Origin of the sequence: Catellatospora sichuanensis, assembly GCF_007483665.1 — a bacterium.
GTDB classification, from domain to species: Bacteria; Actinomycetota; Actinomycetes; order Mycobacteriales; family Micromonosporaceae; genus Catellatospora; species Catellatospora sichuanensis.
On the sequence record NZ_VIQO01000033.1, the window covers coordinates 1 to 26,281 of the forward strand.

At 70.5% G+C, this 26,281-nt stretch carries 22 protein-coding genes and 1 pseudogene; 8 read left to right on the forward strand and 15 right to left on the reverse strand.

Annotated elements, in window-relative coordinates:
* From FLL47_RS35835 to FLL47_RS35855, 5 genes and pseudogenes are all read right to left on the reverse strand, one after another.
* Positions 1–209, reverse strand: a pseudogene (locus tag FLL47_RS35835) (carbohydrate ABC transporter permease); the annotation flags it as partial.
* Complete coding sequence (locus tag FLL47_RS35840; RefSeq protein WP_144127108.1) at positions 209–1,105, reverse strand: carbohydrate ABC transporter permease; 897 nt, start codon at positions 1,103–1,105, stop codon at positions 209–211. The gene FLL47_RS35840 and the pseudogene FLL47_RS35835, both read right to left, overlap by 1 nt.
* A 78-nt stretch (positions 1,106–1,183) precedes the next feature.
* A complete protein-coding gene (locus FLL47_RS35845; protein WP_144127109.1) occupies positions 1,184–2,482 on the reverse strand; it encodes an ABC transporter substrate-binding protein in 1,299 nt (432 codons plus the stop codon).
* Positions 2,483–2,792: 310 nt separating this feature from the next.
* Positions 2,793–3,845 (reverse strand): LacI family DNA-binding transcriptional regulator, encoded by a 1,053-nt coding sequence (locus FLL47_RS35850; protein WP_144127110.1) that lies wholly within the window; start codon positions 3,843–3,845, stop codon positions 2,793–2,795.
* Positions 3,846–4,091: 246 nt separating this feature from the next.
* On the reverse strand, positions 4,092–7,583 hold the full coding sequence (locus tag FLL47_RS35855; protein ID WP_144127111.1) for a discoidin domain-containing protein: 3,492 nt from the start codon (positions 7,581–7,583) through the stop codon (positions 4,092–4,094).
* Positions 7,584–7,881: 298 nt separating this feature from the next.
* Here FLL47_RS35855 and FLL47_RS35860 point away from each other — a divergent pair, with 298 nt between their 5' ends.
* Both FLL47_RS35860 and FLL47_RS35865 read left to right on the forward strand, forming a co-directional pair.
* A complete protein-coding gene (locus tag FLL47_RS35860) occupies positions 7,882–9,288 on the forward strand; it encodes a GH1 family beta-glucosidase (protein ID WP_144127112.1) in 1,407 nt (468 codons plus the stop codon).
* A 277-nt stretch (positions 9,289–9,565) separates the two neighbouring features.
* Complete coding sequence (locus tag FLL47_RS35865; protein ID WP_144127113.1) at positions 9,566–10,828, forward strand: FAD-binding protein; 1,263 nt, start codon at positions 9,566–9,568, stop codon at positions 10,826–10,828.
* Positions 10,829–10,898: 70 nt separating this feature from the next.
* On the opposite strand, the gene FLL47_RS35870 is transcribed toward FLL47_RS35865, so the two are convergent.
* The gene (locus FLL47_RS35870) at positions 10,899–11,750 is read right to left on the reverse strand and encodes an NAD-dependent protein deacetylase (protein ID WP_425457793.1); all 852 of its coding nucleotides are present in this window, start codon (positions 11,748–11,750) and stop codon (positions 10,899–10,901) included.
* 172 nt (positions 11,751–11,922) lie between these two features.
* Here FLL47_RS35870 and FLL47_RS35875 point away from each other — a divergent pair, with 172 nt between their 5' ends.
* The 3 genes from FLL47_RS35875 to FLL47_RS43320 all read left to right on the forward strand — a co-directional run bounded on the left by FLL47_RS35875 (position 11,923) and on the right by FLL47_RS43320 (position 15,511).
* Positions 11,923–13,662, forward strand: coding sequence for a glycosyl hydrolase family 18 protein (locus FLL47_RS35875; protein ID WP_246159104.1), 1,740 nt, complete (start codon positions 11,923–11,925; stop codon positions 13,660–13,662).
* A 150-nt stretch (positions 13,663–13,812) separates the two neighbouring features.
* Positions 13,813–14,241, forward strand: a complete 429-nt coding sequence (locus tag FLL47_RS35880) for a hypothetical protein (protein WP_144127115.1) — start codon at positions 13,813–13,815, stop codon at positions 14,239–14,241.
* Between the two features lie 394 nt (positions 14,242–14,635).
* Complete coding sequence (locus FLL47_RS43320) at positions 14,636–15,511, forward strand: flagellar basal body-associated FliL family protein (protein ID WP_186316114.1); 876 nt, start codon at positions 14,636–14,638, stop codon at positions 15,509–15,511.
* Between the two features lie 116 nt (positions 15,512–15,627).
* Here the strand turns inward: FLL47_RS43320 and FLL47_RS35890 are convergent, their stop codons facing one another.
* Both FLL47_RS35890 and FLL47_RS35895 read right to left on the reverse strand, forming a co-directional pair.
* The gene (locus FLL47_RS35890; RefSeq protein ID WP_144127116.1) at positions 15,628–16,371 is read right to left on the reverse strand and encodes an alpha/beta hydrolase; all 744 of its coding nucleotides are present in this window, start codon (positions 16,369–16,371) and stop codon (positions 15,628–15,630) included.
* A 61-nt stretch (positions 16,372–16,432) separates the two neighbouring features.
* Entirely contained in the window at positions 16,433–17,407 is a 975-nt protein-coding gene (locus FLL47_RS35895) for a GlxA family transcriptional regulator (protein WP_144127117.1), read from the reverse strand.
* Positions 17,408–17,478: 71 nt separating this feature from the next.
* Between FLL47_RS35895 and FLL47_RS35900 the strand changes: the two genes are divergently transcribed.
* Positions 17,479–18,783, forward strand: coding sequence for an APC family permease (locus tag FLL47_RS35900; RefSeq protein ID WP_144127118.1), 1,305 nt, complete (start codon positions 17,479–17,481; stop codon positions 18,781–18,783).
* A gap of 184 nt (positions 18,784–18,967) precedes the next feature.
* Here FLL47_RS35900 and FLL47_RS35905 read toward each other — a convergent pair whose 3' ends face one another.
* The 4 genes from FLL47_RS35905 to FLL47_RS35920 all read right to left on the reverse strand — a co-directional run bounded on the left by FLL47_RS35905 (position 18,968) and on the right by FLL47_RS35920 (position 22,312).
* Complete coding sequence (locus FLL47_RS35905) at positions 18,968–19,810, reverse strand: hypothetical protein (protein WP_222106362.1); 843 nt, start codon at positions 19,808–19,810, stop codon at positions 18,968–18,970.
* Positions 19,811–19,912: 102 nt separating this feature from the next.
* On the reverse strand, positions 19,913–20,404 hold the full coding sequence (locus FLL47_RS35910; RefSeq protein WP_144127120.1) for a ribonuclease FAU-1 family protein: 492 nt from the start codon (positions 20,402–20,404) through the stop codon (positions 19,913–19,915).
* Positions 20,405–20,505: 101 nt separating this feature from the next.
* On the reverse strand, positions 20,506–21,465 hold the full coding sequence (locus FLL47_RS35915; RefSeq protein WP_144127121.1) for a hypothetical protein: 960 nt from the start codon (positions 21,463–21,465) through the stop codon (positions 20,506–20,508).
* Between the two features lie 64 nt (positions 21,466–21,529).
* On the reverse strand, positions 21,530–22,312 hold the full coding sequence (locus tag FLL47_RS35920) for an SGNH/GDSL hydrolase family protein (RefSeq protein ID WP_144127122.1): 783 nt from the start codon (positions 22,310–22,312) through the stop codon (positions 21,530–21,532).
* A gap of 159 nt (positions 22,313–22,471) precedes the next feature.
* Between FLL47_RS35920 and FLL47_RS35925 the strand changes: the two genes are divergently transcribed.
* Entirely contained in the window at positions 22,472–23,071 is a 600-nt protein-coding gene (locus tag FLL47_RS35925; protein WP_186316115.1) for a putative glycolipid-binding domain-containing protein, read from the forward strand.
* A 6-nt stretch (positions 23,072–23,077) separates the two neighbouring features.
* Here FLL47_RS35925 and rnhA read toward each other — a convergent pair whose 3' ends face one another.
* Together rnhA and FLL47_RS35935 are read right to left on the reverse strand one after the other, a co-directional pair.
* Positions 23,078–23,542: a ribonuclease HI gene (gene rnhA, locus FLL47_RS35930; RefSeq protein WP_144127123.1), complete on the reverse strand. Its 465-nt coding sequence runs from the start codon at positions 23,540–23,542 to the stop codon at positions 23,078–23,080.
* A 128-nt stretch (positions 23,543–23,670) separates the two neighbouring features.
* Positions 23,671–24,126 (reverse strand): DoxX family protein, encoded by a 456-nt coding sequence (locus FLL47_RS35935; RefSeq protein WP_144127124.1) that lies wholly within the window; start codon positions 24,124–24,126, stop codon positions 23,671–23,673.
* Between the two features lie 287 nt (positions 24,127–24,413).
* On the opposite strand from FLL47_RS35935, the gene FLL47_RS35940 reads away from it, so the two are divergent.
* Positions 24,414–24,692: a hypothetical protein gene (locus FLL47_RS35940; RefSeq protein WP_144127125.1), complete on the forward strand. Its 279-nt coding sequence runs from the start codon at positions 24,414–24,416 to the stop codon at positions 24,690–24,692.
* 156 nt (positions 24,693–24,848) lie between these two features.
* Here FLL47_RS35940 and FLL47_RS35945 read toward each other — a convergent pair whose 3' ends face one another.
* On the reverse strand, positions 24,849–26,174 hold the full coding sequence (locus tag FLL47_RS35945) for a wax ester/triacylglycerol synthase family O-acyltransferase (protein WP_144127244.1): 1,326 nt from the start codon (positions 26,172–26,174) through the stop codon (positions 24,849–24,851).
* Between the last annotated feature and the right edge of the window lie 107 nt (positions 26,175–26,281).

Below are 26,281 nucleotides of genomic sequence, written 5' to 3' on the forward strand. Positions count from 1 at the left end.
GGCGGGACCTGCCCCAGGATGCCGTTGTCATGCGACGCGACGACCAGCGACCAGTACAGCGGGAACCCGGAGAACAGCGCCAGCGCGGCCAGCGCCAGGTAGGCCAGCTTGCCCGGCCGCCGGTCGGCCATGAACGACCGGCGACGCCGGACCGCCTTCTTCTCCTCCGTCGTCGCGACGGTCCTGGGGATGGTGGTGGTCGTGGTCATCAGGACCTCCGCAGGCGGCTGGTCAGGAAGTAGTTGATCGCCGCGACGATCACGATGATGCCGAACATCGCCCACGCCGCGGTCGAGGCGTAACCGAAGTCGAACCGCGAGAACGCCACCTCGTACAGATACAGCGACAACGTCTGGAACTGCCGGTCACTGCCACCCGTCACCGACGCACCGCCGAACAGCAGCGGCTCGGCCAGGACCTGCATACCACCGATCGTCGAGATGATCACCGTGAAGATGATCGTCGGACGGATCGCCGGAACCGTGATCCGCGTCAACTGCTGGAAACTGCTCGCCCCGTCCAGGGACGCGGCGTCGTAGAGGTCCTTGCTCACGGCCTGCATCGCGGCCAGGTAGATCAGCGCGTTGTAACCCGTCCACCGCCAAATGATCATCACGGAGATCGCGATCTGCGACGACGCCGTCCCGGCCTGCCAGTCGATCCGCCCCAGACCCAACGACTCCAGGATCCAGTTGACCAGGCCGTAGTCCTTGCCGAAGATCTGCCCGAAGATGATCGCCACCGCGGCCACCGACGTGATGTTGGGCAGCACCGCCGTCATCCGCCAGAACGTCGGCGCCCGCAACCGCTGATTCAACACATGCGCCAACACCAGAGCCATCAGCAACTGCGGAACCGTCGACAGCACCCAGATCTGGGCCGTGTTACGCAACGCGTTCCAGAAATACTCGTCAGCGAACAGATCCTTGTAGTTCTGCAGACCGATGAACGTATGCGTCTCGGCCAGCAGGCTCCACTCATGCATGGAGACCCACGCGGTGTACGCCAACGGGAAAATCCCGAACGCGGCGAAAAGGAAAAAGAACGGGACGATATAGAGATAGGGCGAGCCCTTGACGTCCAGGCGGTAGAGCAGGGATTTCATGTCCGGCCAACGGTCCCTTCGGGCAGGTGGGGCCGGGCCCGGCCGCGGCGGTCACGCGACGGCCGGACCCGGCACGGTTCACAGAAGCGCGTTGACGTCCTTGAGGGACTGCGTCCAGGCCTCGTCAGGCTTCTGCTTGCCCTGCTCCACACGGGTCAGACCATTCTGAATCGCCGTGTTGATGTCACCGGACTTCGGACCCATGTACTGCGGCACCATCGTCTTCACCGAGTTCGAGAAGATCTGACCGACGGGCGCGTTGTTGAAGAACGGGTTCTTGAAGTCCTTGATGACCGCCTCCTCGTACAGGGACACGGTCGACGGGAAGTTGCCCAGCGCACGGAACACCTTCGCCTGCTGCTCGGGGGCGACCAGCCACTTGGCCAGCTTCGCCGCCTCGGCCACGTTCTTGCCCTGCTTGGGCAGCGTCAGGAACGAACCACCCCAGTTACCGCCACCACCAGGAACCGCAGCGATGTCCCACTTACCCGAGGAGTCCTTGGCCTGGCTCTGGATGTAGGCCATCATCCACGACGGGCACGCCAGGGTCACGAAGCTGCCCTTGGCCATACCCGCGTTCCAGTCAGCCGACCACGGCGCGATCTTCGCCGACAGACCCTTGTTGATCGCATCGATCGTCAGATCCCACGCCTTCTTCACACCCGGGTTGCTCTCCACGACCACCTTGTCACCGTCGTAGATACCCACGGCCTGCTGGCCCAGGATCGACCGGTAGATGATCGTCGGACCATCCATCCACGACGAGCCCTTGATGTTCGCGTTCTTGAACTTCACGCCCGTGGCGATGTACTCCTCCCACGTCGGCCACAGCTTCGACACGGCCTCACGGTCGGTCGGCAGGCCCGCCTTCTCGAAGATGTCGCGGCGGTAGCACATCGCCATACCGCCCACGTCGGTACCGAGGCCGACGACCTCACCCTTGGCCGACGAGCCCTGCTGCCACTTCCACGCCGGCCACTGCGACTTGATCTCGCCCGCACCGTAGTCGTTCCAGTTGTAGAACTTGCCCGGGTTCGCCGTGAACTGCCCGGCCCAGCCCTCCTCGATCGCCTCGATGTCAGCGGCACCGGTGTTCGTGGCCAGGTGCGCGGCGAGGTTCTTGTGGTGATCCTCGGCCTTCGTGATCCGCTCCACGATCTCCACATTCGGGTTCGCGGCCATGTACTCCTTGTACAAGTCCTTGTACCCGAACTCGCCGAACGTCGCGATGGTCAGCTTGACCTTCTCACCCGGCTTCGCCGGGTCGTCACTGCCACCACAGGCAGCCGTGGTCATGACCAGCGCGGCAGCGAGCAGCGGAACCGCGACCGTGACGGCGCGGCGGCGCAGGCTTGCGCCGTTGAGGGCTGGACGCATGCTTTTCCTCCAAACACAGGAAGGGATGGTGCGTTCTTTTGGGGTAACGTGCTGAGGAGCTTCGTGAGAGCGCTCTATCGGAGAGCGCTCTCCCACGCCAGAGCATCGCGCCGCCGCCCAGTCCTGTCAAGAGTCAGTTGCCGTGCTGTTACAGGGACCGACATCCGCGCAGGTTACGGCAGACCGGTCGATGCGATCAACGAAATTTGATCATGAAGTTGAGGGCGCGACACACCGGCGAATCGCGCCATAAGTTCATGATCAACGGGAAACGATGATCCAACGCGGACCGGTGGGTCGGGACGGTGGGTCAGGCGGAGGCGCGCTGGACCAGGTCGGGATCGAAGATGACGCTGGTGGTGCGGTTGGCGCGCTGGTCGATGCGGGTGAGCAGGAGGCGGGCCATCTCGGCGGCCATGTCCTCGACCGGCTGGCGCACGGTGGTCAGCTGCGGACGGCTGGCCAGCGCCGCGCTGCTGTCGTCGAAGCCGATGACGGCCACGTCGTCCGGCACGGACTTGCCGGCCTCGCGCAGCACCATCATCGCGCCCTGGGCCATCACGTCGCTGGCCACGAAGACGCCGTCCACCTCGGGGTGCTCGGCGAGCAGCCGCTCCATGGCGCGCTCGGCGCCCTCCTGGGTGAAACCGCCGTCATAGGAGGGCACGTACGCCACGCCCTGCTTGGCCATGGCCTCGCGGAAGCCGTTGAGGCGGTCCACGCCGGCCGGCATGTCCACCGAGCCGGAGATGGTGGCCACGTGCTGGCAGCCACGCGTGACCAGATGGTCCGCGGCCAGCTTCGCGCCCTGGTAGGTGGCGACGTCGACGTAGCTGATCGGCATCGGCGCGGCAGGGCGGCCGTAGAGGACCGCGGGCACACCCGCGTCGGCCAGCAGACGCGGCAGCGGATCGTGCGGGTGCAGGGACAGCACCACGACGCCGTCGACCTGGCCCTGGCGCACATCCGAGACGACCTTGGCGCAGGCGTCCTCGTCACCGGCCAGCACCAGCGCCAGGTGCACCCCGGACGGCCGCAGCACGCTGAGCACGCCGCCGACCACCCGGCCGAAGAACGGGTCGGAGAAGAAGCGGCCGAGGAACGGGTCGTCCGCGGCGCGGTTCTCCGCCTCGGAGACGACCAGCGCGATCGCGCCCGTACGACCGGTGACCAGCGACCGAGCAGCCCGGTTGGGCACGTATCCGGTGGCGGTGACCGCGTCCCAGACCACCTTGTGCAACTGCGGGTCGACGTTGCGGATGTTGTTGATCACCCGCGAGACGGTGGCCCTGGACACGCCCGCCACCTGGGCGACGTCCTCGAGCGTCGGCAGCCGCTGTGCCGGCGTCTGGTCACTGGTCATGAACGTCTTTATAGCACAAAGGGAGAGCGCTCTCCGCTCCCCACCTGCACGGACTTGGGCGCTTTTCCCGGCCGAACAGGCCCGCGCGGGGACGGGATCGCCCGGCTTGCCAGGCAGGTGGGCGAGTGGCGCTTCAAGATACGCCCACGTGCCTGGCGAGTCGAACGATCATGCGACGGCGAGCAGGTGATGGTGCGGCGGGCGGGTCGATGCCTCCACCCGCCGCACCCGGTGAGCGGTCCGGCGTCAGCTCTGGTAGACGCCGAACTCCCACAGTGAGAAGCCGTACGTGGTGGCCCGTTCCGAGCCGTTCATACGGACATAGCGGCCGGTCGCGGTGACCGGGAGGATGTCGAACCCGCCATTGCCGGCGGTGGTCGAGTAGACCGTGTTCCAGTTGGTCCCGTCGTTGGAGACCTGGATCTGGTAGGACTTGGCGTACGCCGCCTCCCAGCCGAGCAGGACGTTGTTGAAGGTCCTCACCGAGCCGAGGTCGACCTGGAGCCACGCCGTGGTCAGCCACTCGCTGGCCCAGCGGGTCCCGTAGTTGTTGTCCACCGCGTACGACGGCAGCTGCGGCCCGTTGGTACCGGTCGGCTGGTACGACGACGCGGTTGCCGGACGGCCCTGGGCGATGTTGGTGCCCGGCACCGTCGGCGCGACGACCCGGATCGACTTCTGCTCGATGCCCACGTTGCCGTGGCCGTCGAACACGTACACGTAGATCTTCCAGACGCCCATCTGCTGCGGCGCGGTCACCGAGAACTCGTTGCTGCCGCCCAGTTGGGTGAAGCGCACGTTGTCGAAGCCGCGGTTGCCGTTGATGTGCTTGTTGCTGTACATGATGTTGTAGCGCAGCAGGTCGCCCTGCGGGTCGCTGGCGCCTACGTACAGCGTGAACTGGCTGCCCGCCGGGACTGACGTCTGGTTCGACAGGGTCAGGCTGGTGATCTCCGGCGGGGTGTTCGCCGACGGCGTGCCGCTGTAGGCCTGCTTCAGGGCGTGGTACCCGTGCCGGCGCCAGCCGCCGGTCAGCGTGTTGAGCCAGACGCCGCCGAAGTCGTTCTCCAGGCCGTAGTGGAACTCGGTGCCGCCGAGCGCGACGCCCGGGTGGTTGAGCAGCGCATTCCAGCTCGCCGTGTACTGCGCCCGCTTCTGCAGGTCGGTCGGCTCCAGGGGCACCCCGTTGACGTCGTTGGGCACCTCCCACTCGCCGTCCGGGCCGCCTTCGGTGAGCACGTACGGCTTGGTGTAACCGCCGTCGATCCAGGCCTGCTTGAGGCCGCCGACCGCGCCATAGGAGTTGATGCCGTAGACGTCCAGCGCGGGCGAGTGGTTCTTGTAGTACGGCCACGCGCCGACCCACGCGTCGGTCGAGGTGACCGGGTGGTTGGGGTCCGCGGCGTGGATCGCCACGGCGACCTCGTTGACGAACGCGGCGTACGCGTTGCGGCGCGCCTCGACCTCCGCGGCCGGCAGCCCGAAGTCCTGCATGGTGAGCAGCACCTCGTTGCCGACGTCCCACATCAGCACGCCCTGGTTGTTCTTGAGCGTGTTGACCCGGGCCACGATCTCGGCCTTGACCGCGTTCTTGTACGCGGTGTCGTTGACGTAGTCCGCGCCCTGGTTGAGCCAGTGCCCGACGATCACCTTGAGGCCCTGCCGGGCCGCGGTGTTCAGCAGCACCGGGGTCTGCGTGTCGTCCACGCCCCAGGTGCGGATCGTGTTGACGCCCATGTTCTTCAGGTCGCGCATGTAACCGTCGGCGGCGCCCTGCGGCGGGCCGTAGGTGAGGCCCTTGACCAGGAACGGCGCGCCGTTGACCTGGAGCTGCCAGTTGCCCTGCGTGCCGGTGATGCGCACGACGCTCGGGCCGCCCGGGATCGCCGGGTCGGTCATCGCCGGTGCGGTGCTGCCGGTCTGCCTCGACACGGTGACCTTGTCGACGGCGAGCACGCCGCCGGAGGTGGTCTCCGCGGTCGGCACGGTCTCGCCCGCGATGGCGTTCGGGTAGAGGCCGCCCATGGCCAGGTCGAGCCGCAGGTAGAAGCCGTGGTGCACGGCGGCCTGCCAGGCGGCGACGCCGACCTGGCTCTCCCGCACGACCCAGGTCTGCCGGCCGTCGAGGTAGAAGCGGATCTCCTCGTCGGTCTTGGTGCGGTCGATGACCTGCGCGTACTCGTGGAACGCGGTCTGGCAGCCGAGGCAGGTCGCCAGGCCCGAGGTGCGCCCGTTGTACTCCCCGCACGGACCGTCGGGGGCGGTGCCGCAGTGCAGGGTGTTCGACAGCTGGCTGCGGCCGTTGACCCCGCTCATGATGTCGGTTTCGCCGACGCCCGGCCAGTTGTTGTAGTTGCCGCGGTACGCCGCGCCGGTGGCCCGGAACGCCGGCCAGTAGCCCAGGCCGTTGGCCACGTTGGGCTGCTGGATGACGGCGGAGAAGCGCAGCAGCTCGCCCGGCTGCGGGGCGAAGTCGGTGCGCTGGGTCTCCAGCCGGCCCGAGGTCCACGCGCCCGCGCCGTCCCGGATCGCCTTGATGTTCAGCTTGCCGTCACCGGTGAGGTAGACGTTGGCGGTGGAGTTGCTGGCGGTCTCGACCTCGCCGGTCCCCCAGTTCGCCGCGCCGCCCGGGTACTGCGTGCCGGTGCGCATGAGCCAGTTCGCCGCGCTCGGCGAGGTGCCGGCCGCGCCGTCGAAGTTCTCCTCCCAGACCGTCGTCCAGTTGCCCGACGGGCTGGGGCTGGTCGACGGGCCGGTGCTCGGCGAGGTGGACGGGGAGGTCACCACACCGCCGGTGAACACCTTGAACTCCCACAGCGAGTAGCCGTAACCGTTGGCGCGGGTGGTGCCGTACATCCGGATGTAGCGCCCACTGCCGCCCACGTTCAGCGTCTGGGTGCCGCCGGGGCCGGTGGTGGTGCTGTAGATGTTCGTCCAGCCGCCGGTGCCGGTCGCCGAGGTCTGCAGCTGGAAGGCCGTCGCGTACGCGCCCTCCCACTGCAGCACCACCTGGCAGATGCTCTGCGTGCTGCCGAGGTCGACCTGCAGCCACTGCGGGTCGCTGTACAGGCTGGACCAGCGGGTGCCCGCGTTGCCGTCGACGGCCGCGGAGGCGGGGGTGCCCGCGTTCTCCACCGAGGAGGTGGTGGCCGTCTTGCCCTGGGCGACGTTCGTGGTGCCGCAGGCGCCGGGATTGGCGCTCGGGCTCGGAGCCGACCCGAATGAGCCGATCACCTTGAACTCGAACAGCGAGTAGCCGTAGCCGGCGTTGCGCACGGTGCCGTGCATGCGCACGTACCGGCCGGAGCCGGTGACGTTGAGGGTCTGCGTGCCGCCGGGGCCGGTGGTGGTCGTGTAGATCGGGGTCCAGTTGACGTCGTCGGCCGAGGTCTGGATCTGGAACGAGCGCGCGAACGCGCCCTCCCACTCCAGGATCACCTGGCTGATCGACGCGGTCTGGCCGAGATCGATCCGGATCCACTGCGGGTCGCTCCACTGGCTGCCCCAGCGGGTGCCGGAGTTGCCGTCCACGGCGTTGGCCGCGGCGAGGTCGGCGCCCTGGACCGAGGACGCGGTGACGGGCTTGCCCTGCGAGATCAGCGAGTCGGCGGCGCTGGCGCTGGTGAACGGGATCACGAGCGCGAGCGACGAGATCACCGTGGTGACCGCGATGGGTATGGCTATCCGCCAGCGGCGGGCGATGTGCCGCGCACCCGGGCGGTGACTGACGGGGGTCATGGGGCTCCTACCTGTTGCAACGGGGAGAGCTCCGGCCGGAGGGCCGTGAGGTGGAGAGCGCTCTCCGAGTGTTACGCCGATATTTCTCCGCTGTCAAGACAGCGACCCCCGACGATGCCGAACTGTCCGCATGAGACGTATTTGTTAGCCGCTTCATCGATTCCCTCATTGCCTCGCGGTCATTCGCCCTTGACATCGGCGGGCCGTTGCCGGGAGCCTGAGACTCATTCGGAGAGCGCTCTCCACCGCGTTTCCCGGCGCGCTCTCCGCACCGGCCCGTTTCCACGAAAGGGAACCCATGCCCACCCAGACCGAGGCACCAGCCGCAGCCACCGCCAAGGAGCTGCGGTTTCCCCCCGACTTCTGGTGGGGTGCGGCGACCGCCGCGTACCAGATCGAAGGCGCCGTGGCGGAGGACGGCCGCACCCCGTCGATCTGGGACACCTTCTGCGCCACCCCGGGCCTGGTGGCCGAGGGCCACACCGGCGACGTCGCCGCGGACCACTACCACCGCTACCGCGAGGACGTCTCGCTGATGCGCGAGATCGGGCTGTCCGCGTACCGGTTCTCGGTGTCCTGGCCACGCGTGCAGCCGGGCGGGCGCTCCGGGGAGAACCCGGCCGGCATCGCCTTCTACGACCGGCTCGTCGACGAGCTGCTGGCCGCCGGGATCAAACCCGCGGCCACCCTCTACCACTGGGACCTGCCGCAGCACCTGGAGGACCGCGGCGGCTGGACCGCCCGCGACACCGCGCTGCGCTTCGCCGACTACGCCGCCGTCGTCGCCGCGCGCCTCGGCGACCGGGTGCAGCTGTGGTGCACCCTCAACGAGCCGTGGTGCTCGGCGTTCCTGGGCTACGGCGCCGGCTTCCACGCTCCCGGCCGCCGCAACCCCGCCGACGCCCTGGTGGCCACACACCACCTGCTGCTCGGCCATGGCCTGGCGGTGCAGGCGCTGCGCGCCGCGGTGCCGTCGGCGCAGGTGTCGATCGCCCTCAACCAGGGCGCAGTGCGCTCGCTCACCGAATCGGCCGCCGACCGCGACGCCGCCCGGCGCATCGACGGCCTGCTCAACCGCATCTACCTCGACCCGATCATGACGGGGACGTACCCGGCCGACGTCATCGCCGACACCGCCGAGGTCAGCGACTGGTCCTTCCTGCGCGACGGCGACCTGGCCGTGATCTCCGCGCCGATCGACGCGCTGGGCGTGAACTACTACGCCCCCGACCTGGTCAGCGCCGCGACGACACCGAACGAGGAGCCCTCGGTGTATCCGGCCAGCCAGGACATCACGTTCCACCAGACCCCCGGCCCGCGCACCGAGATGGGCTGGACCGTCGACCCGACCGGCCTGCGCGACGTGCTGACCACCCTGCACCGCCGGCACCCGGACCTGCCGCTCTACGTCACGGAGAACGGTGCCGCGTACGACGACAAGGTCGACGCCGACGGCCGGGTCCGCGACGGCGAGCGCATCGCCTACCTGCGCGCACACCTCGCCGCGGCGCACGAGGCCATGACCGCCGGGGCCGACCTGCGCGGGTATTTCGTGTGGTCGCTGCTGGACAACTTCGAATGGGCGTTCGGCTACGGCAAACGCTTCGGCATCGTCCGCGTCGACTACGACACCCAGCAGCGCCTGCTGAAGGACAGTGCGCTCTGGTACCGCGATGTGATCAGCGCCGGCGGCATCGCGGCCTGACACCGTCCCGGGGCTGGGACGGTGTCAGCACCGGGCGGCGTCGTCGACCTCTCCGACGACGCCGCCCACAGACCCCCTTGCCGCAACTCGTGAAGACTCGCGCCTTCCGAAGCGTCCCCGTGCGCGAGTCTTCACGAGTTGCCGCAGGGGCGGGAGGATGGCCCGCGCGGACGGCACCCGCCTGCCGGTGTGGGCGTCGGGCGGGCGGCCCTCCGGCGCCGCCTCAATCCGGGCGACCGTTCCCGGCGGGGACGGATGTGATCTAGGCTCACGTGTCATGGCCACCGACGGGACCAACTGGGCCGGCAACGTCACCTTCAGCGCGGCCCGGCTGCACCGCCCGTCCACGGTGGACGAGCTGCGGGCCGCCGTCGCAGGCGCGCGCCACGTGCGGGCGCTGGGCACCGCGCACTCGTTCAACCGCATCGCCGACACGGCCGACGACCTGGTCACTGTCGCCCGGCTGCCACGGGTCGCCGAGCTGGACCGCGAGCGCTCGACGGTCCGGGTCTCGGCCGGCACCCGCTACGGCGAGCTCGCGCCGTACCTGCACCGCCACGGGTACGCGCTGCACAACCTGGGCTCGCTGCCGCACATCTCGATCGCGGGTGCGGTCGCCACGGGGACCCACGGTTCCGGCGACCGCAACGGCAATCTGGCCACCGCGGTCCGTGGCATCGAGCTGGTCACCGCCGACGGTGACCTGATCACGGTCGACGCGGCCGACCTGCCGGGCAGCGTGGTGTCACTGGGCGCGCTGGGGGTGGTGACCGCGCTGATCCTCGACGTGGTGCCGACCTTCGAGGTGCGCCAGCACGTCTACGAGGACCTGCCGCGCGCCGCGCTGGAGGAGCACTTCGACGAGGTGTTCGGGGCGGCGTACAGCGTCAGCCTGTTCACCCGCTGGCGCGGGCCCGACGTCGAACAGGTGTGGCTCAAGCAGCGCGCCGACGCCTCACCCGTCAGCGGGGACCTGTTCGGGGCGCGGCCCGCCGACGGCCCCCGTCACCCCATCGTCACCATGTCGCCGGTGCACTGCACGGCGCAGCAGGGGGTGCCGGGCCCGTGGCACGAGCGGCTGCCGCACTTCCGGCTCGACTTCACCCCGAGCGCCGGCGACGAACTGCAGTCGGAGTACTTCGTGCCGCGCTCCCGGGCGCTGGAGGCGTTCGCCGCGCTGGATGGGATCGCCGACCGGATCGCGCTGGTGGTACAGGTGTCCGAGGTCCGCAGCATCGCCGCGGACGAGCTGTGGCTCAGCCCGGCGCACGGCCGGGACAGCATCGCGTTCCACTTCACCTGGATCGCCGACGAGGCCGCGGTCGCTCCGGTGGTCGGCGCCGTCGAGGACCGCCTGGTCCCGCTGGGCGCACGGCCGCACTGGGGCAAGGTCTTCGGCGTCGCACCCGGCCTGGTACGCGCCCAGTACCCGCGCCTGGCCGACTTCACCGCCCTGGCCGCCCGGCTGGATCCCGCCGGCAAGTTCCGCAACCGCTTCCTCGACCGCTACCTGCCGCCCGCCGCTCCACCCACCCGTTGATCATGAATTTGTGGCGGCGACCCGCCGTCGAGCCTGCCCATAAGTTCATGATCGACGCAGGCGGGCGGGCTCAGGCGAGGGTTTCGGTGAGGCGGCGGCCGGCGAGGCGGTGGACGAGGGTGGGGAGGGCCTGGCCGAGCGGCGCGTCGACGGTGAGGGTGGCCTGGGCGTCGGAGCGGGTGGTGCCGCGGTTGACGATGGCAACGGGGATGCCGAGTTTGACCGCCCGGATGACGAAGCGGCGGCCGGACATCACCGTCAGGGAAGAGCCCAGCACGAGCAGCAGACGGGAACGTTCGACGAGGTCGAAGCACTCCTGGACGCGTACGGGCGGCACGGTCTCGCCGAAGAAGACCACGTCGGGTTTGAGCAGGCCGCCGTCGCAGCCGGCACAGTCGACGGTGCCGAAGCCGGCCAGCTCGTCGTCGCCGAACTCGACGTCGCCGTCGGGGTGCACGGCGGTGATACGGGCCGAGAAGCCGGGGTTGGCGCGGTGCAGCCGCCGATCCAGCTCGGCGCGCGGCGTGACCTCCCCGCAGCCCAGGCAGATCACCCGGTCCAGGCTGCCGTGCAGCTCGATCACGCCCTCGGCGCCCGCGGCCTGGTGCAGTCCGTCGACGTTCTGGGTGACGATGCCGGAGAGCAGGCCGTGCCGCTGCAGTGCGGCCACGGCCTGGTGGCCGGCGTTGGGCGAGGCGCGGGCGATGGTCCGCCAGCCGAGGTGGCTGCGCGCCCAGTAGCGCACGCGGGATTGCGGCTCGCGGGTGAAGGCCTGGTAGGTCATGGGCGCATGGCGCCGCTGCACCCCGTCCGGCCCGCGGTAGTCGGGGATGCCGGACTCGGTGGACAGCCCGGCGCCGCTGAGCACCGCCACGCCGCCTTCGGCCATCATCGCGGCGAGCTCCGCGACGCTCTCGTTCATCGCTTGCACCCTGTCATGCTGCCTTGTCCGGGCAGCCGGTGACCACTGTCGATCACCATTACGCGAACGCAGCGTAATGAATCATTGAAACCTGTCTTTACTATTAGGTTTCTTTAATTTATGTTGGCGATTACATGAAGTCAGCCTGCACCCCCAAGGTAGGTGGTAGCTCATGAAACGCCCAGTTCAGAGCCTTCGCACCCGGATACTCGCGGCCACAGCCGCCACCGTCGTCGCGATGGGCGCATCACTGGCCATCTCATCCGCCGCCTCGGCGGCCAACCTGATCGCCAACCCCGGCCTGGAGACCGGCAGCCTGTCCCCGTGGAGCTGCAGCGCCGGGCTCGGCAGCGTCGTCACCACCCCCGTGCACGCCGGCACCCGCGCGCTGCAGGGTTCGCCGAACGCCGGCAACCACGCCCAGTGCAGCCAGACCGTCACCGTGCTGCCCAACACCGCGTACGTACTCAGTGCCTGGGTGCGCGGCGGCGGCGGATACGTGTACCTCGGCTACACCGGCGGGACCGAGACCTGGAACCCGGCCTCGGCCAACGCCTGGACCAAGCTCAGCCTGAACCTGACCACGGCCGCGGGGCAGACCTCGCTGACCGTCAACGTGCACGGCTGGTACGGCCAGGCCGCTTACCAGGCCGACGACTTCTCCCTGGACGGCCCCGGCACCCCGCCGAGCAACCCGCCGACCCCGACCGTGGCGCCCAGCTCGCCGCGGCCCAGCGCCTCCCCCTCGTCGTCGCCGCCGCAGCCGTCGCCGTCCGGCCCGACCGCGCCGCCCGGCAGCAAGAAGCTGCTCGGCTACTTCGTGAACTGGGGCGTGTACCAGCGCAACTACCACGTCAAGAACATCGCCACCAGCGCGTCGGCGGGCAAGCTCACCCACATCAACTACGCGTTCGGCAACGTCACCAACGGCCAGTGCGTGATCGGCGACGCCTACGCCGACTACGACCGGGCCTACACCGCGGCCGAGAGCGTCGACGGCGTCGCCGACACCTGGGACGCGGGCGCGCTGCGCGGCAGCTTCAACCAGCTGCGCAAGCTCAAGCGCCTGTATCCGAACATCAAGATCCTGTGGTCGTTCGGCGGCTGGACCTGGTCCGGCGGCTTCACCCAGGCCGCGCAGAACCCGACCGCCTTCGCGAACAGCTGCTACAACCTGGTCGAGGACCCGCGCTGGGCGGACGTGTTCGACGGCATCGACATCGACTGGGAGTACCCGAACGCCTGCGGCCTGTCCTGTGACAGCAGCGGCCCGCTGGCCTTCCGCAACGTGTCGCAGGCCCTGCGCAACAGGTTCGGCAGCAACTACCTGGTCACCGCCGCGATCACCGCGGACGGCACCAACGGCGGCAAGATCGACGCGACCGACTACAACGCCGCCGCGCAGTACCTGAACTGGTACAACGTCATGACGTACGACTACTTCGGCGCGTTCGCCGCGCAGGGCCCCACCGCCCCGCACTCGCCGCTGACCTCGTACACCGGTATCCCCACGCCCGGGTTCTACTCGGACGCGGCCATCCAGAAACTCAAGAGCAAGGGGGTGCCGTCGGCGAAACTGCTGCTCGGCATCGGCTTCTACGGCCGCGGCTGGACGGGCGTCAGCCAGGCCGCACCCGGCGGCTCGGCGACCGGCGCGGCGCCGGGCACCTACGAGGCGGGCATCGAGGACTACAAGGTCCTCAAGAACACCTGCCCGACCACGGGCACCGTCGCGGGCACCGCATACGCCAAGTGCGGCAGCAACTGGTGGAGCTACGACACCCCGTCCACCATCGGCGGCAAGATGTCGTACGCCAACAACCAGGGTCTCGGCGGCGGCTTCTTCTGGGAGCTGTCCGGCGACACCACCAACGGTGAGCTGATCACCGCCATGCGCAACGGCCTCGGCTGACGCGTACCGTCCCACCACATCGGAGCGGCAGGCGCCTTCCCACGGGGCGCCTGCCGCTCTCCCGTCCCCGGTGGACGGACCACCTGGCCGAACGGCTGGCAGCAGCGGTTGCGTACCATCTGCGCAGCCCTTCGTCACCAGGAGTAGCCGATGTCCAGCGCGGAATCCCCCACCCCGCTGAAGCGGACCAGCGCGATCGTCACCATCGTGGCCGCCGTCGTCGGCACGGTCCTGGCCTACCTGTCGCTGGCCGCCGCGGTGAAGTGGCCGCCGTTCCAGGAGGGGGCGCAGCCCAAGGTCACCGTCTTCCGCGGCGACAACCCCCGCGCGGACAACTGCTCCGGGTCCGCGTGCGCCTACATCGGCGTGCAGCTGGACGGGTTCGCGCCCGGCAGCACGGTGCACTGCACCTTCGACAGCGCCGACGGCCGCGGCGTCTTCGGCCTGTACGTCACGAACGTCGACGAGGACGGCAGCCGCCGGGCCACCACCACCAACTACTACGGCAGGCCCGAGGGCTGGGTCAGCGCCACCTGTGGCGACGCCACGGGCGCCCTGAACCCGTGGGGCGGCTCCTGACCGACCCCGGCGGGCACCTGGCATCCGCAGCCTGCGGAGCGCCGAGCCGTCTCAACTCTCGTAGCCGGCGTCCCACGGGTTGGAAGAAACCTCTCCGACCGGCGTGATCTCTGTCACCTGTGGCCGATCCGGTGGAGCACGGTCACGAAAGCGCCGAGCGGCGGTGAGGGTATGTCCGATCCCCACCGGGCGGCACGTCCGCAAAGGCGGCGAACTGCGCTTACGTTCCCGCGGAGCAACGCGGTCCGACGCCATGCCGGATCGGTCGCCGTTACACCCCATGGGTGACTGCCGGCCACCTCGACGTCGGCGTGAAGTCGCGACCGGTGGCGCGAGGACTCTACGGTCCTCAGACGTTGGTTTGAATTCTGCACATCAGGTGAATGGATCACACGTGAGCGACCCCTACGCCCAGCCCCCCGGCCAGCCCGACCCGTACCGCTCGCCGAGCGACCCGTACGCCCAGCCGGTCTCGTCCCAGCCCGCCGGCCCGCAGTCCTACGGCGCGCCGGGCCAGCAGCCGTACAGCGGCCAGCCGGCTTACGGTCAGCAGCCCTACGGCCAGCCCGGCTACGCGCCGCAGCCGCCGGCCAAGTCCAAGAAGGGCCTCATCATCGGCATCGTCGCCGGCGTTCTGGTGCTGCTGCTGATCCTGTGCGGGGTCGGCGTGGCGCTGATCGCCAACGCCGCCGACGACGACGACCCGATCAGCCCGACCACGCCGACGCGCAGCTCGGCGCCCGGGACGTCCGCGACGGCCGCGCCGCCGGGCAACAACAACGCGATCACCGCGGACTCTTCCAGCGATTTCGAAGACGTGTGCCAGGGCGGCTCGATCCTCAATGCGGCCGAGTACGCTGCCCCGGCCTCGGCCAAGGCGTACGTCTTCGGCAACAGCCCGGCCCGGCCGACCAGCTGGAGCTCCAAGTCCCTCGACTCGCGGGCGTCGTACTACGCGAAGTCCTCGGAGTACGCGCAGGTGAGTGTCGTCGGCTGCCTGGCCTACGTCGAGGGCAGCGAGGCTTCCGGTAAGAAGTGCGACATCAAGGCCAGCGACGGGACGAAGCTGACCGTGGACTACATGTCCTCGCGCTACACGCTGACCTTCCACAACGCCAGGACCGGCGAGAAGATCGGCGACGGCGGCACCGTCAACGCGCCCGCCAACCGCTGCCCGTCCTTCCTGACCTACAGCAAGGAGACGCTGAAGTCGTACGCGTCGCCGGACACCGCCTCGATCAACGCCGCGGTCAAGAAGCTGCTCTCCTGAGCCGTCTCCACACCGCCTGGACGGCCGCCTCCCACCCCGGGACGCGGCCGTCCACCGTTCCCGCGCCATGTCGCGCGCGTGAGGATGCGCCGGTGGTGGGCCAACGGGAGACGGCGCTATCCGGTGGCGGCGGGCGGGTCGGCCAGGAACGCCAGCAGCAGCGTGTTCATGGCGCCGTCGAGCAGGGCGACGCCGTGCTGGTAGGAGTCCGGCAGCACCAGCTTCTTGTGCGGTGAGACCGACAGCCGGTGCAGTTCGCGGGCGGCGTCGGCGAACCGGGCCTCACCGGCGCCGGCCGCGATGATGACCGGTGCGGACAGCTTCGCCACCGCGGCGCGGGCGTCGGCGTCGTACACGGTCGGCGCGGACAGGCTGGCCACACCGTCCACCGGCGGGGTCACGCCCGCCGCCGCGGCCAGGGCGATGGTGCCGCCGCGGGAGGCGCCGACGACGAAGACCCGCTTGGCCCCGGTCGCGCGCAGGTGTGCCACCGCCGCCTGCGCGAACTCCACCGCGTCGCGGGAGCTCACGTCCACCGACAGGGCCCGGTGCCCCTGCTCGACCAGCAGCCCGGCGAAGCCCGACCACTGGCACAGCCCGGCGTCCAACTGGTGCAGCAGCACGACGCCGGTGTCGCCCTGCCCGGTCTGCCACGCGACGGTCAGGTCATGCTTGACGTTCTCGATCACGACGAGTTGAGCGCGGTCGGTGACACACGGCGCGTCGGCGTCGTCGAGCACACGCTGGCGTGCCGCCGCGGCCGGATCGGGTGGCGTCTGCGGCTCCCCGCCGCACGCGCCTGTGCCGATCACCATCGCCGCCAGCGCCACCAGCGCGGCCGTCCTCCACGTTGTTCTCATACCGGCCTCGACCCGGTGGCCGTACGATCTCGTGGGGTCCTTTCTTAAAGTTTGCTAACTGTTATTTGCCCGGCGCAGACGTCCGGCGGCGGAACGTCTGGCGGTAGGTCTGCGGCGAGATCGAGGTGAAGCGGCGGAAGTGCTGGCGCATGTTGACCGCCGAGCCGAAACCGGTGCGCAGCGCGATCCGCTCCACCGGCTCGTCGGTGGTCTCGAGCAGCTCCTGCGCCCGGCGGATGCGCTGCTCGAGAACCCACTGCAGCGGGCTTACCCCGAGGTTGTCGCGGAACCGGCGGGCGAACGTGCGCGGACCCAGGTGCGCCTGCCGGGCCAGGTCCGCCACGGTCAGCGGCTGGTCGAGCCGGTCGCGGGCCCAGTCCAGCACCAGCGCGATCTCCGAGCGGGCCTCGCCACGCGCCAGCGGGTGGGCGAACTGCACCTGCCCGCCCTCGCGATGAGGAGGCACCACCATGCGCCGGGCCACCTCGTTGGCCACCGCCGCGCCGAAGTCGTTGCGTACCAGGTGCAGGCACAGGTCGATGCCGGCACCGGTGCCGGCCGAGGTGAGCACGTCACCCTCGTCGACGTAGAGCACCTCCTGGTCGACCTTCACGTCGGGGAAGCGGTTGGCGAAGTCGACCATGTTCATCCAGTGCGTCGTGGCCCGTCGACCGTCGAGCAGGCCGGCCGCGGCGAGCACGTACGCGCCGCTGCAGATGGAGGCGATGCGCGCGCCCCGGGCGTGCGCCTGGCGCACCGCGTCGACGACGGCCGAGGGAGGACCGCACTGCACCATCCGGTTGCAGGCAGGAATGATCACCGTGTCGGCGTCGGCGAGCCCCTCCAGGCCGTGCCGCGGCTGCACGGTCAGACCGCCGCGCACCGACAGCGGGCCGGGCTCGGCGGCGCACAGGCGCAGCTCGTACCAGGGATCCACCAGATCGGAGCGGTCGATGCCGAACACTTCGCACGGCACTGCCAGCTCGAACACGGGAATGTCGTCGGTCAGCGCCAGCGCGACCACGTGCCGCTTCATGGCAGAATCCTATCGCACGGAGGCATTCCTGCCACTGTTGTGACCACCCCGCACAGGACAGGCTGTAAGGCATGACCGAGACCATCGCCAGGCCGCAGGCCCCTACCGCAGCCGGCCCTCCGCACGCCGGACGCCTCACCACGGCCCAGGGCGCGGCGCTCTACGTCGGCGCGGTGCTCGGCACCGGCGTCATCGCACTGCCCGCGCTGGCCGCCCAGGCCGCCGGACCCGCCTCACTGATCGCCTGGCTGGGACTGGTACTGCTGTCCATCCCGCTGGCCATGACCTTCGCCGCGCTCGGCGCCCGGCACCCCGACGCGGGCGGCGTCTCCACCTACGTCCGGCTCGCCTTCGGCCCCCGGGCCGCCGGGGCGATCGGCTGGTGCTTCTACTTCGCGGTGCCCGCCGGGGCCCCCGCCGCCGCCATGTTCGCCGGGGCGTACGTCGAGGCCGCGCTCGGCGGCGGGCAGCGCACCGTGCTGCTCACCGCGGCCGTGCTGATGATCGCCGTCACCGTCACCAACATCTTCGGCGTCACCGTCTCCGGCCGGGTCCAGCTGGTGCTCGCGGTGCTGCTGGTCGCGCTGCTGCTGACCGCCGTGATCAGCGCCGCTCCGCACGGCGACACCGCGAATCTGCGCCCGTTCGCGCCGCACGGCTGGCTCGCCATCGCGCCCGCGGCCGCACTGCTGGTGTGGAGCTTCGCCGGCTGGGAGGCGATCACGCACCTGGCTGCGGACTTCCGGCGGCCCGAGCGGGACCTGCCCCGGGCCGCCGCCATCGCGGTCGCGGTGGTGGGCGTGCTGTACCTGGCCGTGGCCGGTGCGGGCATCCTGGTGCTCGGTCCGGACGCCACCGCGGACGCGCCGCTGGCCCGGCTGCTCGCGATCGGGCTCGGCGGCCCGGCGAGCGCGCTGGCCGCGGCGGCGGCGCTGCTGCTGACCTTCGGCACCATGAACGCCTACTACGGCAGTGCCGCCAAGCTCGGCGCGGCACTGGGCCGCGACGGCGCGCTGCCGGCCTGGCTGGCCCGCGGCGCGAGCGCCGGTGACGTGCCTCGGCGCAGCCTCGCCGTCACCTCCGGCCTGTCGGCGGTGGCCATGGCCGCGGTCGCGCTCACCGGCACCGGGGCGGAGCCGCTGGTGCTGCTGGCCACGGGTGCGTTCGTCGCGGTGTACGCCCTGGGCGCGGCGTCCGCGCTGCGGCTGCTGCCGCGCGGCTCGGCCGCCCGCAAGCACGCGATGATCGCGCTGATCGCGGTCGTCGGCCTGCTGGCAGCCACCGGCTGGTACCTGCTCTGGCCCCTGCTCCTGACCGCCGGCGCCCTCCTCTACCACCGCAACCGCCAGCGCCCGGTCCGCGACCGCCACGCGTAGACGATGGCCTATCTCATCGAGAATGATGCACATTTTCTCGATGAAATAGGCCATCGTCTATTTAAAATGGGGTGCGGTGCGTGTGGACGCTGCGGACGGGCGACGGGTCGGATGGGCGAAGCTCCGTCCTGGCCGGGGAGGCAGCCTGGACGGAGCTTCGACTACGGGGCCGCGGGCGGCTCGGTCACTTGCCGAGGGACTCGCAGCCGGTCTCGTCGGGCAGCAGCGGACGCAGGGTGACGGTCCAGTTCTTGCCGCCCGAGGTCCACTGCGTGATGGCGGTGGCCTTGGCGGCCGCCGCGAGCACCGCGGGCGCCTCCTTGTCGGCCACCACGCAGCCCAGGTTCAGGCCCTCGCCCAGCGATGCGCCCGGCAGGGCCGGACCCGGCCAGGCCACGGCGGGGCCGGCGTCGACCCCGGCGCCCGAGTCCTGCCACTCGGTGGCGACGGCCGCGACCTTGGTCGGGGTGTACAGCTCGACCGGGCCGACCTTGCCGGCCCCGAGCGAGGTGTCCAGGTCGGTCAGCGACTTGATCAGATCCAGCAGCTTGCGCCGCGCCTGCTCCTGGGCGGGGGTCAGCCCGGCGTTGGTCATGTCGTCGAGCAGCGCGTACGCCTCGGTCTTCTTTACGCCGTCGGCGGTGGTGACGACGATCCGGGTGTTCGGCAGATCGGTGACGCCGGGGGTGCCGAGGTCGGTCGGCTGGCCGACGCCCGCCTCGACCGCCTTGGCGACCAGTGCCTGCACGTCGCCGGTGGAGACGCGGCGCACCTGGATGTTGGGCAGCGCCCGGCCGGGGTACTCCAGGGTGGTGGGCCCCTGGGTGATGACACGGCCGTCCGCGTACACGCTGACCGCCGGCAACCGGGTCAGGTTGACCGTCGCGGGCACGAAGCCGCCGACGTGGTCCACGCGCAGCGCGACCGTGTCGCCACCGGGGAACGAGTAGCCGCCGCCCTCGCCGTCGGCGGCGTCGGTCGGACGCCCACACCCGGCAGCAAGCAGCACGAGCGACGCGAACGCCACCCGAAGTCCAAGAGTCGTAGCCTTCATGCCCCTGTGACCGCGCCGGTCGCGGTTCGGTTCCCAGCCCTCGGGCAACTTTTCCGCAAAGCCGCCCGCGCCGCGTCAGCCCAGGCCGGCGAAGCCGTCGGCGGCCAGTTCCTCCAGTTCGGCCAGCGCCTGCCAGGCCCGTGCCGCGGTGCCGGGTTCGCGTTCGGGCAGCCCGCTGGCGAGGAACTCGTCCTCGTCCAGGCGCAGCGGCGCGCCGCCGTCGGCGGGCACCCACAGGTCGAGGTCCAGGTCCACGACCTCGATCACGCCCCCGCGTTGCACGGCCGGCCGGGTCACGTCGCAGTACCAGCCCTTGCGGCTGCCGGACGCGTCACGCACCTCCTTGACCGCGTACCAGCGGTCGCGCCAGAAGTGCTCGGTGAAGACGTCGCCCTGCTCGAAGCGTACGAAGCCGAAGTCGCGGGCCTGCGTGCCCGCCCACGGGGCCCGGACCACGAGGTGCGCGCCGTCGTCGGCGAGCACGTCCGCGGTGTAGCGGATCTTCTCCCGGTCCTCCTTGAGCAGGAGCACCTCGATCCGGTCGCCCACGACCAGTGCCTGCCCCATCGCCTTACTCCCTGCCTGAGGCGGGCCGTTCCACGAGCCCGCCAGAAATGATCTCCAGCTGACGCAGCGTACCGGCCGCCCGGCGGCGCACACCGGGGTTTTCAGCGCCCCATGACGGCGTCGACGGTCCTGGCCAGCTCGTCGGCGGTCAGCCCGACGTCCAGCATCGCCCGCATGCCGCCGACATCGCGGACGTACAGCTGATCCACGTCGAGGCCGGCCTCGGCCAGCGCCGACCGCACCGGCCACAGGTCGACCAGCCGCCGCGCCAGCTCACGCAGGCCGGGCTCGACCAGCACCGGCGGCACCTCGTCGAGCACGTCGGGGCACAGCGCCACCTGCCGGATGTGCGCGTCGCCCCAGAAGTCGAGCGTCCACCCCGGCCACAGCGCCGGCCAAGCCTCCCGCAGCCCGCGCAACGGCCGGATGCTCCACAGCCCGGCGGTGCGGGTCGCCGGGTCCAGGTGCAGCCCGGTGCCGGGGATCTCGTCGCACCATTCCAGCGGTTCCCCTGCGGCGAGCCAGTCGACCAGCGCGGGGCCTGCCCGGAACGGCTGCGCGTCGGCCAGGTCGGGGCTGAGCCCGTAGGCCCGGCAGCCCTGCTCGCCTGCGACGGTGACCAGGGCCGTCAGGGGCAGCTCGGGGTCGTGGCCGTCGTAGCGCGGCAGCCGCGGCGCGTCCAGCGGGACCCGGGCCGCGGCGGGGTCGCCCCCGACGTACGTGATCAGGTCTGCGACGCCGTCGTAGGCCCAGCGGATCTCCCACCCGGGCCAGGTGCGGCGGAAGGCGTCGAGCACGGCGGCGCGGTAGGCGTAGTCGCCAAGCAGGTTGGCGAACAGCAGCAGCACACGCCGGTCGGTGTCGATCAGCACGCCGCCCGTGCAGAGCGGGTCGGTCAGCCACTCGCCGGTCACCTGCTCGCCCAGCTGCGCGATCCACCGCAGCACCACGTCCGGGCCCGGCGCGAACAGATAGTCGAGGCTGTCCCCGGCGCCGCCGCCGTGGAAGTACAGCGTGTGCGAGCCGTCGCGGATCACGGCGTAGTTCACCCTACTGCCCACCCGCGCAGGTTAGTGCGGCGTCGTCGGCCGCACCAGCCTGCGCGAGGACACACTTCGATGAACGTCAGGCGCGCAGCGCGGCCTCCACCACGCCCGCGTACCCGACGTGCCCGGCCTTGTTCGGGTGGTAGGACTCTCCCGTCGGCCAGGACGTGCCGTTGAGCCATTCCACGTCATCGCAGACCGCGTGACCGGTGAACGGCCCGCGCGCGTCGACGAAGCCGAAACCGCGGGCCGCGGCGCGCGCCTTGATGGTGGTGGCCAGCAGGTCGGCGGCGGCGTTCAGTTCGGCCTGCTCGCCGGGCGAGATGCGGGCGATGGCGTTGCACTCCTCCCCGTTGAACAGCCGCGGATAGCCGACCACGACCACGGTCGCGTTCGGGGCCAGCGTGCGGATGCGGGTGTACAGCTGGTCGAGCTGGCCGGGCAGGGTGTTGCGGATGTAGGTCTCGGCCTTGTCGATGTCGCCCCAGCAGGTGTACGGCCAGGGCTTGGCGCACTGCACGATCACCGCGGACCAGCCGATGTCGTTGCCGCCCGCGCTCACCGTGACGTAGCGGGTGTCGGCGTTGAGACTGCCCAGCTGTCCGTTGAGGATGGCGGGGATCTTCGCCCCGGCACAGGCGGCGAAGGTGAGGGTGGCGCCGAGCCGGGCGGCGTCGAGCACCGGGTAGGCGCTGTTCGAGCGCTGGCAGGTCGTGTCGAAGTACTCGCGGGTGCCGGTGCCGGAGGCGTAGGAGTCGCCGAGGGCGGTGTACGCCGGGGCGGCGGCGTGCGCGGGCGTGCCGAGCAGGACGAACGAGAGCGCCGCCAGCAGGGGGATGGCGGCGCGGAGCGGGAACACCATGTGGGCTCCATCACGGGGGTGTGGGGTGGGTGCGCACATGCTGTCAGAAACATTCAGGACCGTGAAGATTACCTGGCGGAATTCTTCGCGGGCCGAGCACTGTGGACGCGAACGAGGGATTCCGCCCCACGAGCGCCGCGGCGTCACTAACCTCAGGGCATGAGCCCGTTGCCGCGCGCCCTGCTGTGGGACCGGATGGTCGAGGTCGGCACCGACATCGCCCTCGTCGATCTGCGCCCCGAGAAACTGCTAGCCCACGGCCAGGTGGTCGCCGCCGAACCGGTGCCGCACGCCTGCCGCTACCAGCTGACCACGGTGGACGGTTTCGCCACCGACACCGTGACCGTCGAGTCCGAGGGCGCCGGCTGGCAGCGCGAGGTGCGGCTGGAACGCTCGGGCAACTCGTGGCGCGTCACCACCAGCGAGCAGGGCAAGTTCGGGTCCGTACAGCTGCCCGGCATCGTCGACCCGGGCCGGCTGGCCGGGGTGCTCGACGTGGACCTGGAGGCCACCGCGCTGACCAACACGCTGCCGATCCGGCGGCTGGGGCTGCTCGGAGCGGAGCCGGGCACCACGCACACCGTGCCGATGGCCTGGATCCGGGTGCCGTCGTTGCAGGTCATCCCGGTGGAGCAGACGTACACGGTGATCGGCGCGGACACCATCCGCTACTCCTCGGGCAGCTTCACCGCCGACCTGACCGTCGACAAGGACGGCTTCGTGGTCAACTACCCGGGATACGCCAGCCTGGTGGTCTGAGGCCGGTCAGCGGGCCGCCGCGCGCGCCTCGGACATGCCCTTGTTGGCAAGCGCGTCGGCGCGCTCGTTGCCGGGGTCGCCGGCGTGCCCCCGCACCCAGCGCCACTCGACGGTGTGCCGCGCCACCGCCTCGGCCAGCCGCTGCCACAGGTCGGCGTTCTTGACCGGCTTGCGATCCGAGGTCAGCCAGCCGTTGCGCCGCCACCCGTGCATCCACTTGGTGATGCCGTCGCGCACGTACGTGCTGTCGGTGTGCAGCTGCACGCTGACCGGCCGCGTCAGCGCCTCCAGCGCCGAGATCGCCGCGGTCAGCTCCATCCGGTTGTTCGTCGTCGGCCCAGGGTCACCCCCGCACATCTCCCGCTCGTGCCCCCCGTACCGCAGGATCGCCCCCCACCCGCCGGGCCCCGGATTCCCCGAACACGCCCCGTCGGTATAAACCACCACAACCTGCCCGTCACCCTCACCCACCCCGGCACCGTACCAGCCCCCACCCCCGACGATCTTGCGTGAACGGTGGGGACGACACGCGCGAACCGGTCATATACGCAACAGTTCGCGCAAGATCGTCTCGATCTTGCGCGAACCGGGCAGCGGGGTCAGGGAAGGTTTGTTGGGCCGTGGGGGGTGGTGGTGGGGGCGCGGTTGGCGGCGATGGCGTGGTCGACGCTGTAGAGGCCGGCACCCACGGCGGCGAGCAGGAGGCTGCCTACGCCGAGGGCGATGACGAGTTCGGCGCCGCCGGAGCTGACGAACAGGCCGTGGCCGACGTGCACGGTGAAGAACGCGCCGAGCATGTCGAGGAAGAGCAGCACGCCCGCGATCGGCACGGCCAGGCCGACGATCAGCATCGCCCCGCCGATGAACTCGACGAGCCCGGCGAACCAGGCGGACAGGGTAGGCAGCGGCACACCTATCGCCTTGAAACCGGCCGCGGTGGGGCCGATGCCGATGGTGAACAGCTTCTGCCAGCCGTGGGCGAAGAAGACGATGCCGATGCCGAGCCGGGCGATCAGGATCGCCAGGTCGCGGATCTGCGCAGGAAAGACGAACATCACGCCACCTCCGGTCGGACACGTGCAATGAATGGCATGAACATCACTTTTTCATACCTATGACAGGGTTGACGGTGATATCGGGGATCACCGAAGGTGAACGACACGCGTGTCGACCACGGATGAGTCCCCTGGGTACCCACCGCGTCCGCGGACATGGTGAGATGCGGTGGTGCGTACGGGTCGTGAGGATCGCGCCCGGTTCGCGGAGCCTGTTGGCATCGCTGCCGTTTCGGCTTACCCTGACGTGGCCGTATGAACATCAACTGGGGAGAACGGAGGACCCGATGTCGTCCGATCGTCTGATCAACCGGCGCTTCGAGTACAACGGTCACCACTGCACGGTGGCCGACTACGACGGCGGCAAGCGCCTTGCGATCGTCATGGACGACCAGCCGCACGTGGTCTACTCCGTCAACGTCGACCTCAGCGACCGCAACATCGGGCGCCAGCTCGACCTCTACCTCGCCGACGGGCAGTACTACGCCTGGCCGGCCCGCGGCCGCGGTAAGCCGCCCGTGCTGCTCACCCCCGACGCGATGGTGGAGCGCACCAAGGATCTGTGACGGACGGACATCGTCCGGCTCCGCCGCCCGGGCCTACGGTCGCGACCCGGTGCACGGGTCGGACAAGACCCTCGCCATCCCGCGCTTCCGACACAGTGATGGCAGGAAGGGCACCTGCTACCACGCGGAGCGTTGAGAAGGCGCCCGTCCTTGCCTTCAGGCGTCGAGTTCGGCCAGGGCGATCGGGAGGGCTTCGGTGAGCTTCTCCATGTCGGGCAGGGCGGCGCCGTCGGCGTACAGGCCGATGTGGACGCCGTCGCGGTAGCGGGACAGGCCGATCGCCAGGGCGTGGCCGCTGGCCAGCGGGGCGATCGGGTACAGCTCTTCCAGCTGTGCGCCGCCCAGGTGCAGTGGCAGCGGCGGCAACGGCACGCTGGTCACCACGATGTCGAACAGCAGCGGCGCGGCGTGCGCGGCGAACGGGGCGGCGAGGCGGTTGAGGGCCGACGGGAGCATGCCCGCGAGCACCGGGATCGCGCCCGCGCCCCGGCGCGGACCGGCCGCCTTGTTGCGGTCCATGGCCTCGCGGACCAGGGCGAGCCGGCGGGCCGCGGCGGGCTCGCCGACCGGGAGATCCAACAGGTACGCCGAGAGCTGGTTGGCGTCGTCGCTGCCGCCCGAGCGCACCCGCTGGCTCGCCGGGATCAGCGCGCGCAGCACGTCGACCGGCCGGTCGTGTCCGATCAGCCAGTGCCGCAGCGCCCCGGCGACCACCGCGAGCAGCAGGTCGTTGAACGTGCCGCCGTGCTTGCGGCGGATGCGCTGCAGCTCGCGGGTCTCCAGGCTGACGAACGCGGCCCGCCGGGTGCCCGACGGGGCCGCCAGCAGCGGCGTCGGCGCGGGGGCGCGCATCCGGCCCACGATCGCCGAGGCGATGTCGAACATCGTGCCGGCCCGGCCGATGACGTCGCCGACGACGTGCTCGGGCCGGCTGATCAGATCGGCGCCCTGGCGGGCCAGCGCCGACAGCGGCGACGGCGCGCTCGGGCGGGCCGCCGGCCGCTCGGCGAGGAGCAGGTCCCCGCCGTCGAGCAGGCCGAGTCCGATCCCGACCGCGCCCTGCCCGTCGCACAGCGCGTGGTGCATCTTGGCCAGCAGCGCGAATCGGCCACCCGCCAGCCCGCTGACCAGGTGCAGCTGCCACAGCGGGCGGTTGCGGTCCAGGGGGGCGGTCATCAGGTCGGAGACCAGTGCGGCCAGGTCGTCCCGGCCGCCGTCCTCCAGCCTGTGGTGGAAGACGTGGTTGCGCGCGTTGAAGACCGGATCCTCGCTCCACGCCGCGCCGCCGAGCACGGTGGGGCCGACCTTGCGGCGCATCCGGGGCACCCGGCCCGCCCGCTCGACCAGCAGGGCGACGAGCTCGTCGGGGCGTACGGGGTCGGCCGGGTGGAACACCGCGACCGCGCCCAGATGCATGGGCGAGGCGGTGTTCTCCAGGCACAGAAACGACATGTCCAGAGCGCTGAGCCGCCCGTCCTCCATGGTCACCCTCGCGTCGTGTCGTCGTGGGACGTGGTCGGTACGCCGAGCGGCTGCTCTGCCGCGTCTAGGCGACCTGACCTTGATACAACGTCTGAGACCACGTTAAG

What these genes read in the sequence shown, in the direction of transcription:
- FLL47_RS35840 (WP_144127108.1), bottom strand. Translation starts at nt 1,105, where the DNA reads ATGAAATCCCTGCTCTACCGCCTGGACGTCAAGGGCTCGCCCTATCTC.
- FLL47_RS35845 (WP_144127109.1), bottom strand. Translation starts at nt 2,482, where the DNA reads ATGCGTCCAGCCCTCAACGGCGCAAGCCTGCGCCGCCGCGCCGTCACG.
- FLL47_RS35850 (WP_144127110.1), bottom strand. Translation starts at nt 3,845, where the DNA reads ATGACCAGTGACCAGACGCCGGCACAGCGGCTGCCGACGCTCGAGGAC.
- FLL47_RS35855 (WP_144127111.1), bottom strand. Translation starts at nt 7,583, where the DNA reads ATGACCCCCGTCAGTCACCGCCCGGGTGCGCGGCACATCGCCCGCCGC.
- FLL47_RS35860 (WP_144127112.1), top strand. Translation starts at nt 7,882, where the DNA reads ATGCCCACCCAGACCGAGGCACCAGCCGCAGCCACCGCCAAGGAGCTG.
- FLL47_RS35865 (WP_144127113.1), top strand. Translation starts at nt 9,566, where the DNA reads ATGGCCACCGACGGGACCAACTGGGCCGGCAACGTCACCTTCAGCGCG.
- FLL47_RS35870 (WP_425457793.1), bottom strand. Translation starts at nt 11,750, where the DNA reads ATGAACGAGAGCGTCGCGGAGCTCGCCGCGATGATGGCCGAAGGCGGC.
- FLL47_RS35875 (WP_246159104.1), top strand. Translation starts at nt 11,923, where the DNA reads ATGAAACGCCCAGTTCAGAGCCTTCGCACCCGGATACTCGCGGCCACA.
- FLL47_RS35880 (WP_144127115.1), top strand. Translation starts at nt 13,813, where the DNA reads ATGTCCAGCGCGGAATCCCCCACCCCGCTGAAGCGGACCAGCGCGATC.
- FLL47_RS35890 (WP_144127116.1), bottom strand. Translation starts at nt 16,371, where the DNA reads ATGAGAACAACGTGGAGGACGGCCGCGCTGGTGGCGCTGGCGGCGATG.
- FLL47_RS35895 (WP_144127117.1), bottom strand. Translation starts at nt 17,407, where the DNA reads ATGAAGCGGCACGTGGTCGCGCTGGCGCTGACCGACGACATTCCCGTG.
- FLL47_RS35900 (WP_144127118.1), top strand. Translation starts at nt 17,479, where the DNA reads ATGACCGAGACCATCGCCAGGCCGCAGGCCCCTACCGCAGCCGGCCCT.
- FLL47_RS35910 (WP_144127120.1), bottom strand. Translation starts at nt 20,404, where the DNA reads ATGGGGCAGGCACTGGTCGTGGGCGACCGGATCGAGGTGCTCCTGCTC.
- FLL47_RS35920 (WP_144127122.1), bottom strand. Translation starts at nt 22,312, where the DNA reads ATGGTGTTCCCGCTCCGCGCCGCCATCCCCCTGCTGGCGGCGCTCTCG.
- FLL47_RS35925 (WP_186316115.1), top strand. Translation starts at nt 22,472, where the DNA reads ATGAGCCCGTTGCCGCGCGCCCTGCTGTGGGACCGGATGGTCGAGGTC.
- FLL47_RS35935 (WP_144127124.1), bottom strand. Translation starts at nt 24,126, where the DNA reads ATGTTCGTCTTTCCTGCGCAGATCCGCGACCTGGCGATCCTGATCGCC.
- FLL47_RS35940 (WP_144127125.1), top strand. Translation starts at nt 24,414, where the DNA reads ATGTCGTCCGATCGTCTGATCAACCGGCGCTTCGAGTACAACGGTCAC.
- FLL47_RS35945 (WP_144127244.1), bottom strand. Translation starts at nt 26,174, where the DNA reads ATGGAGGACGGGCGGCTCAGCGCTCTGGACATGTCGTTTCTGTGCCTG.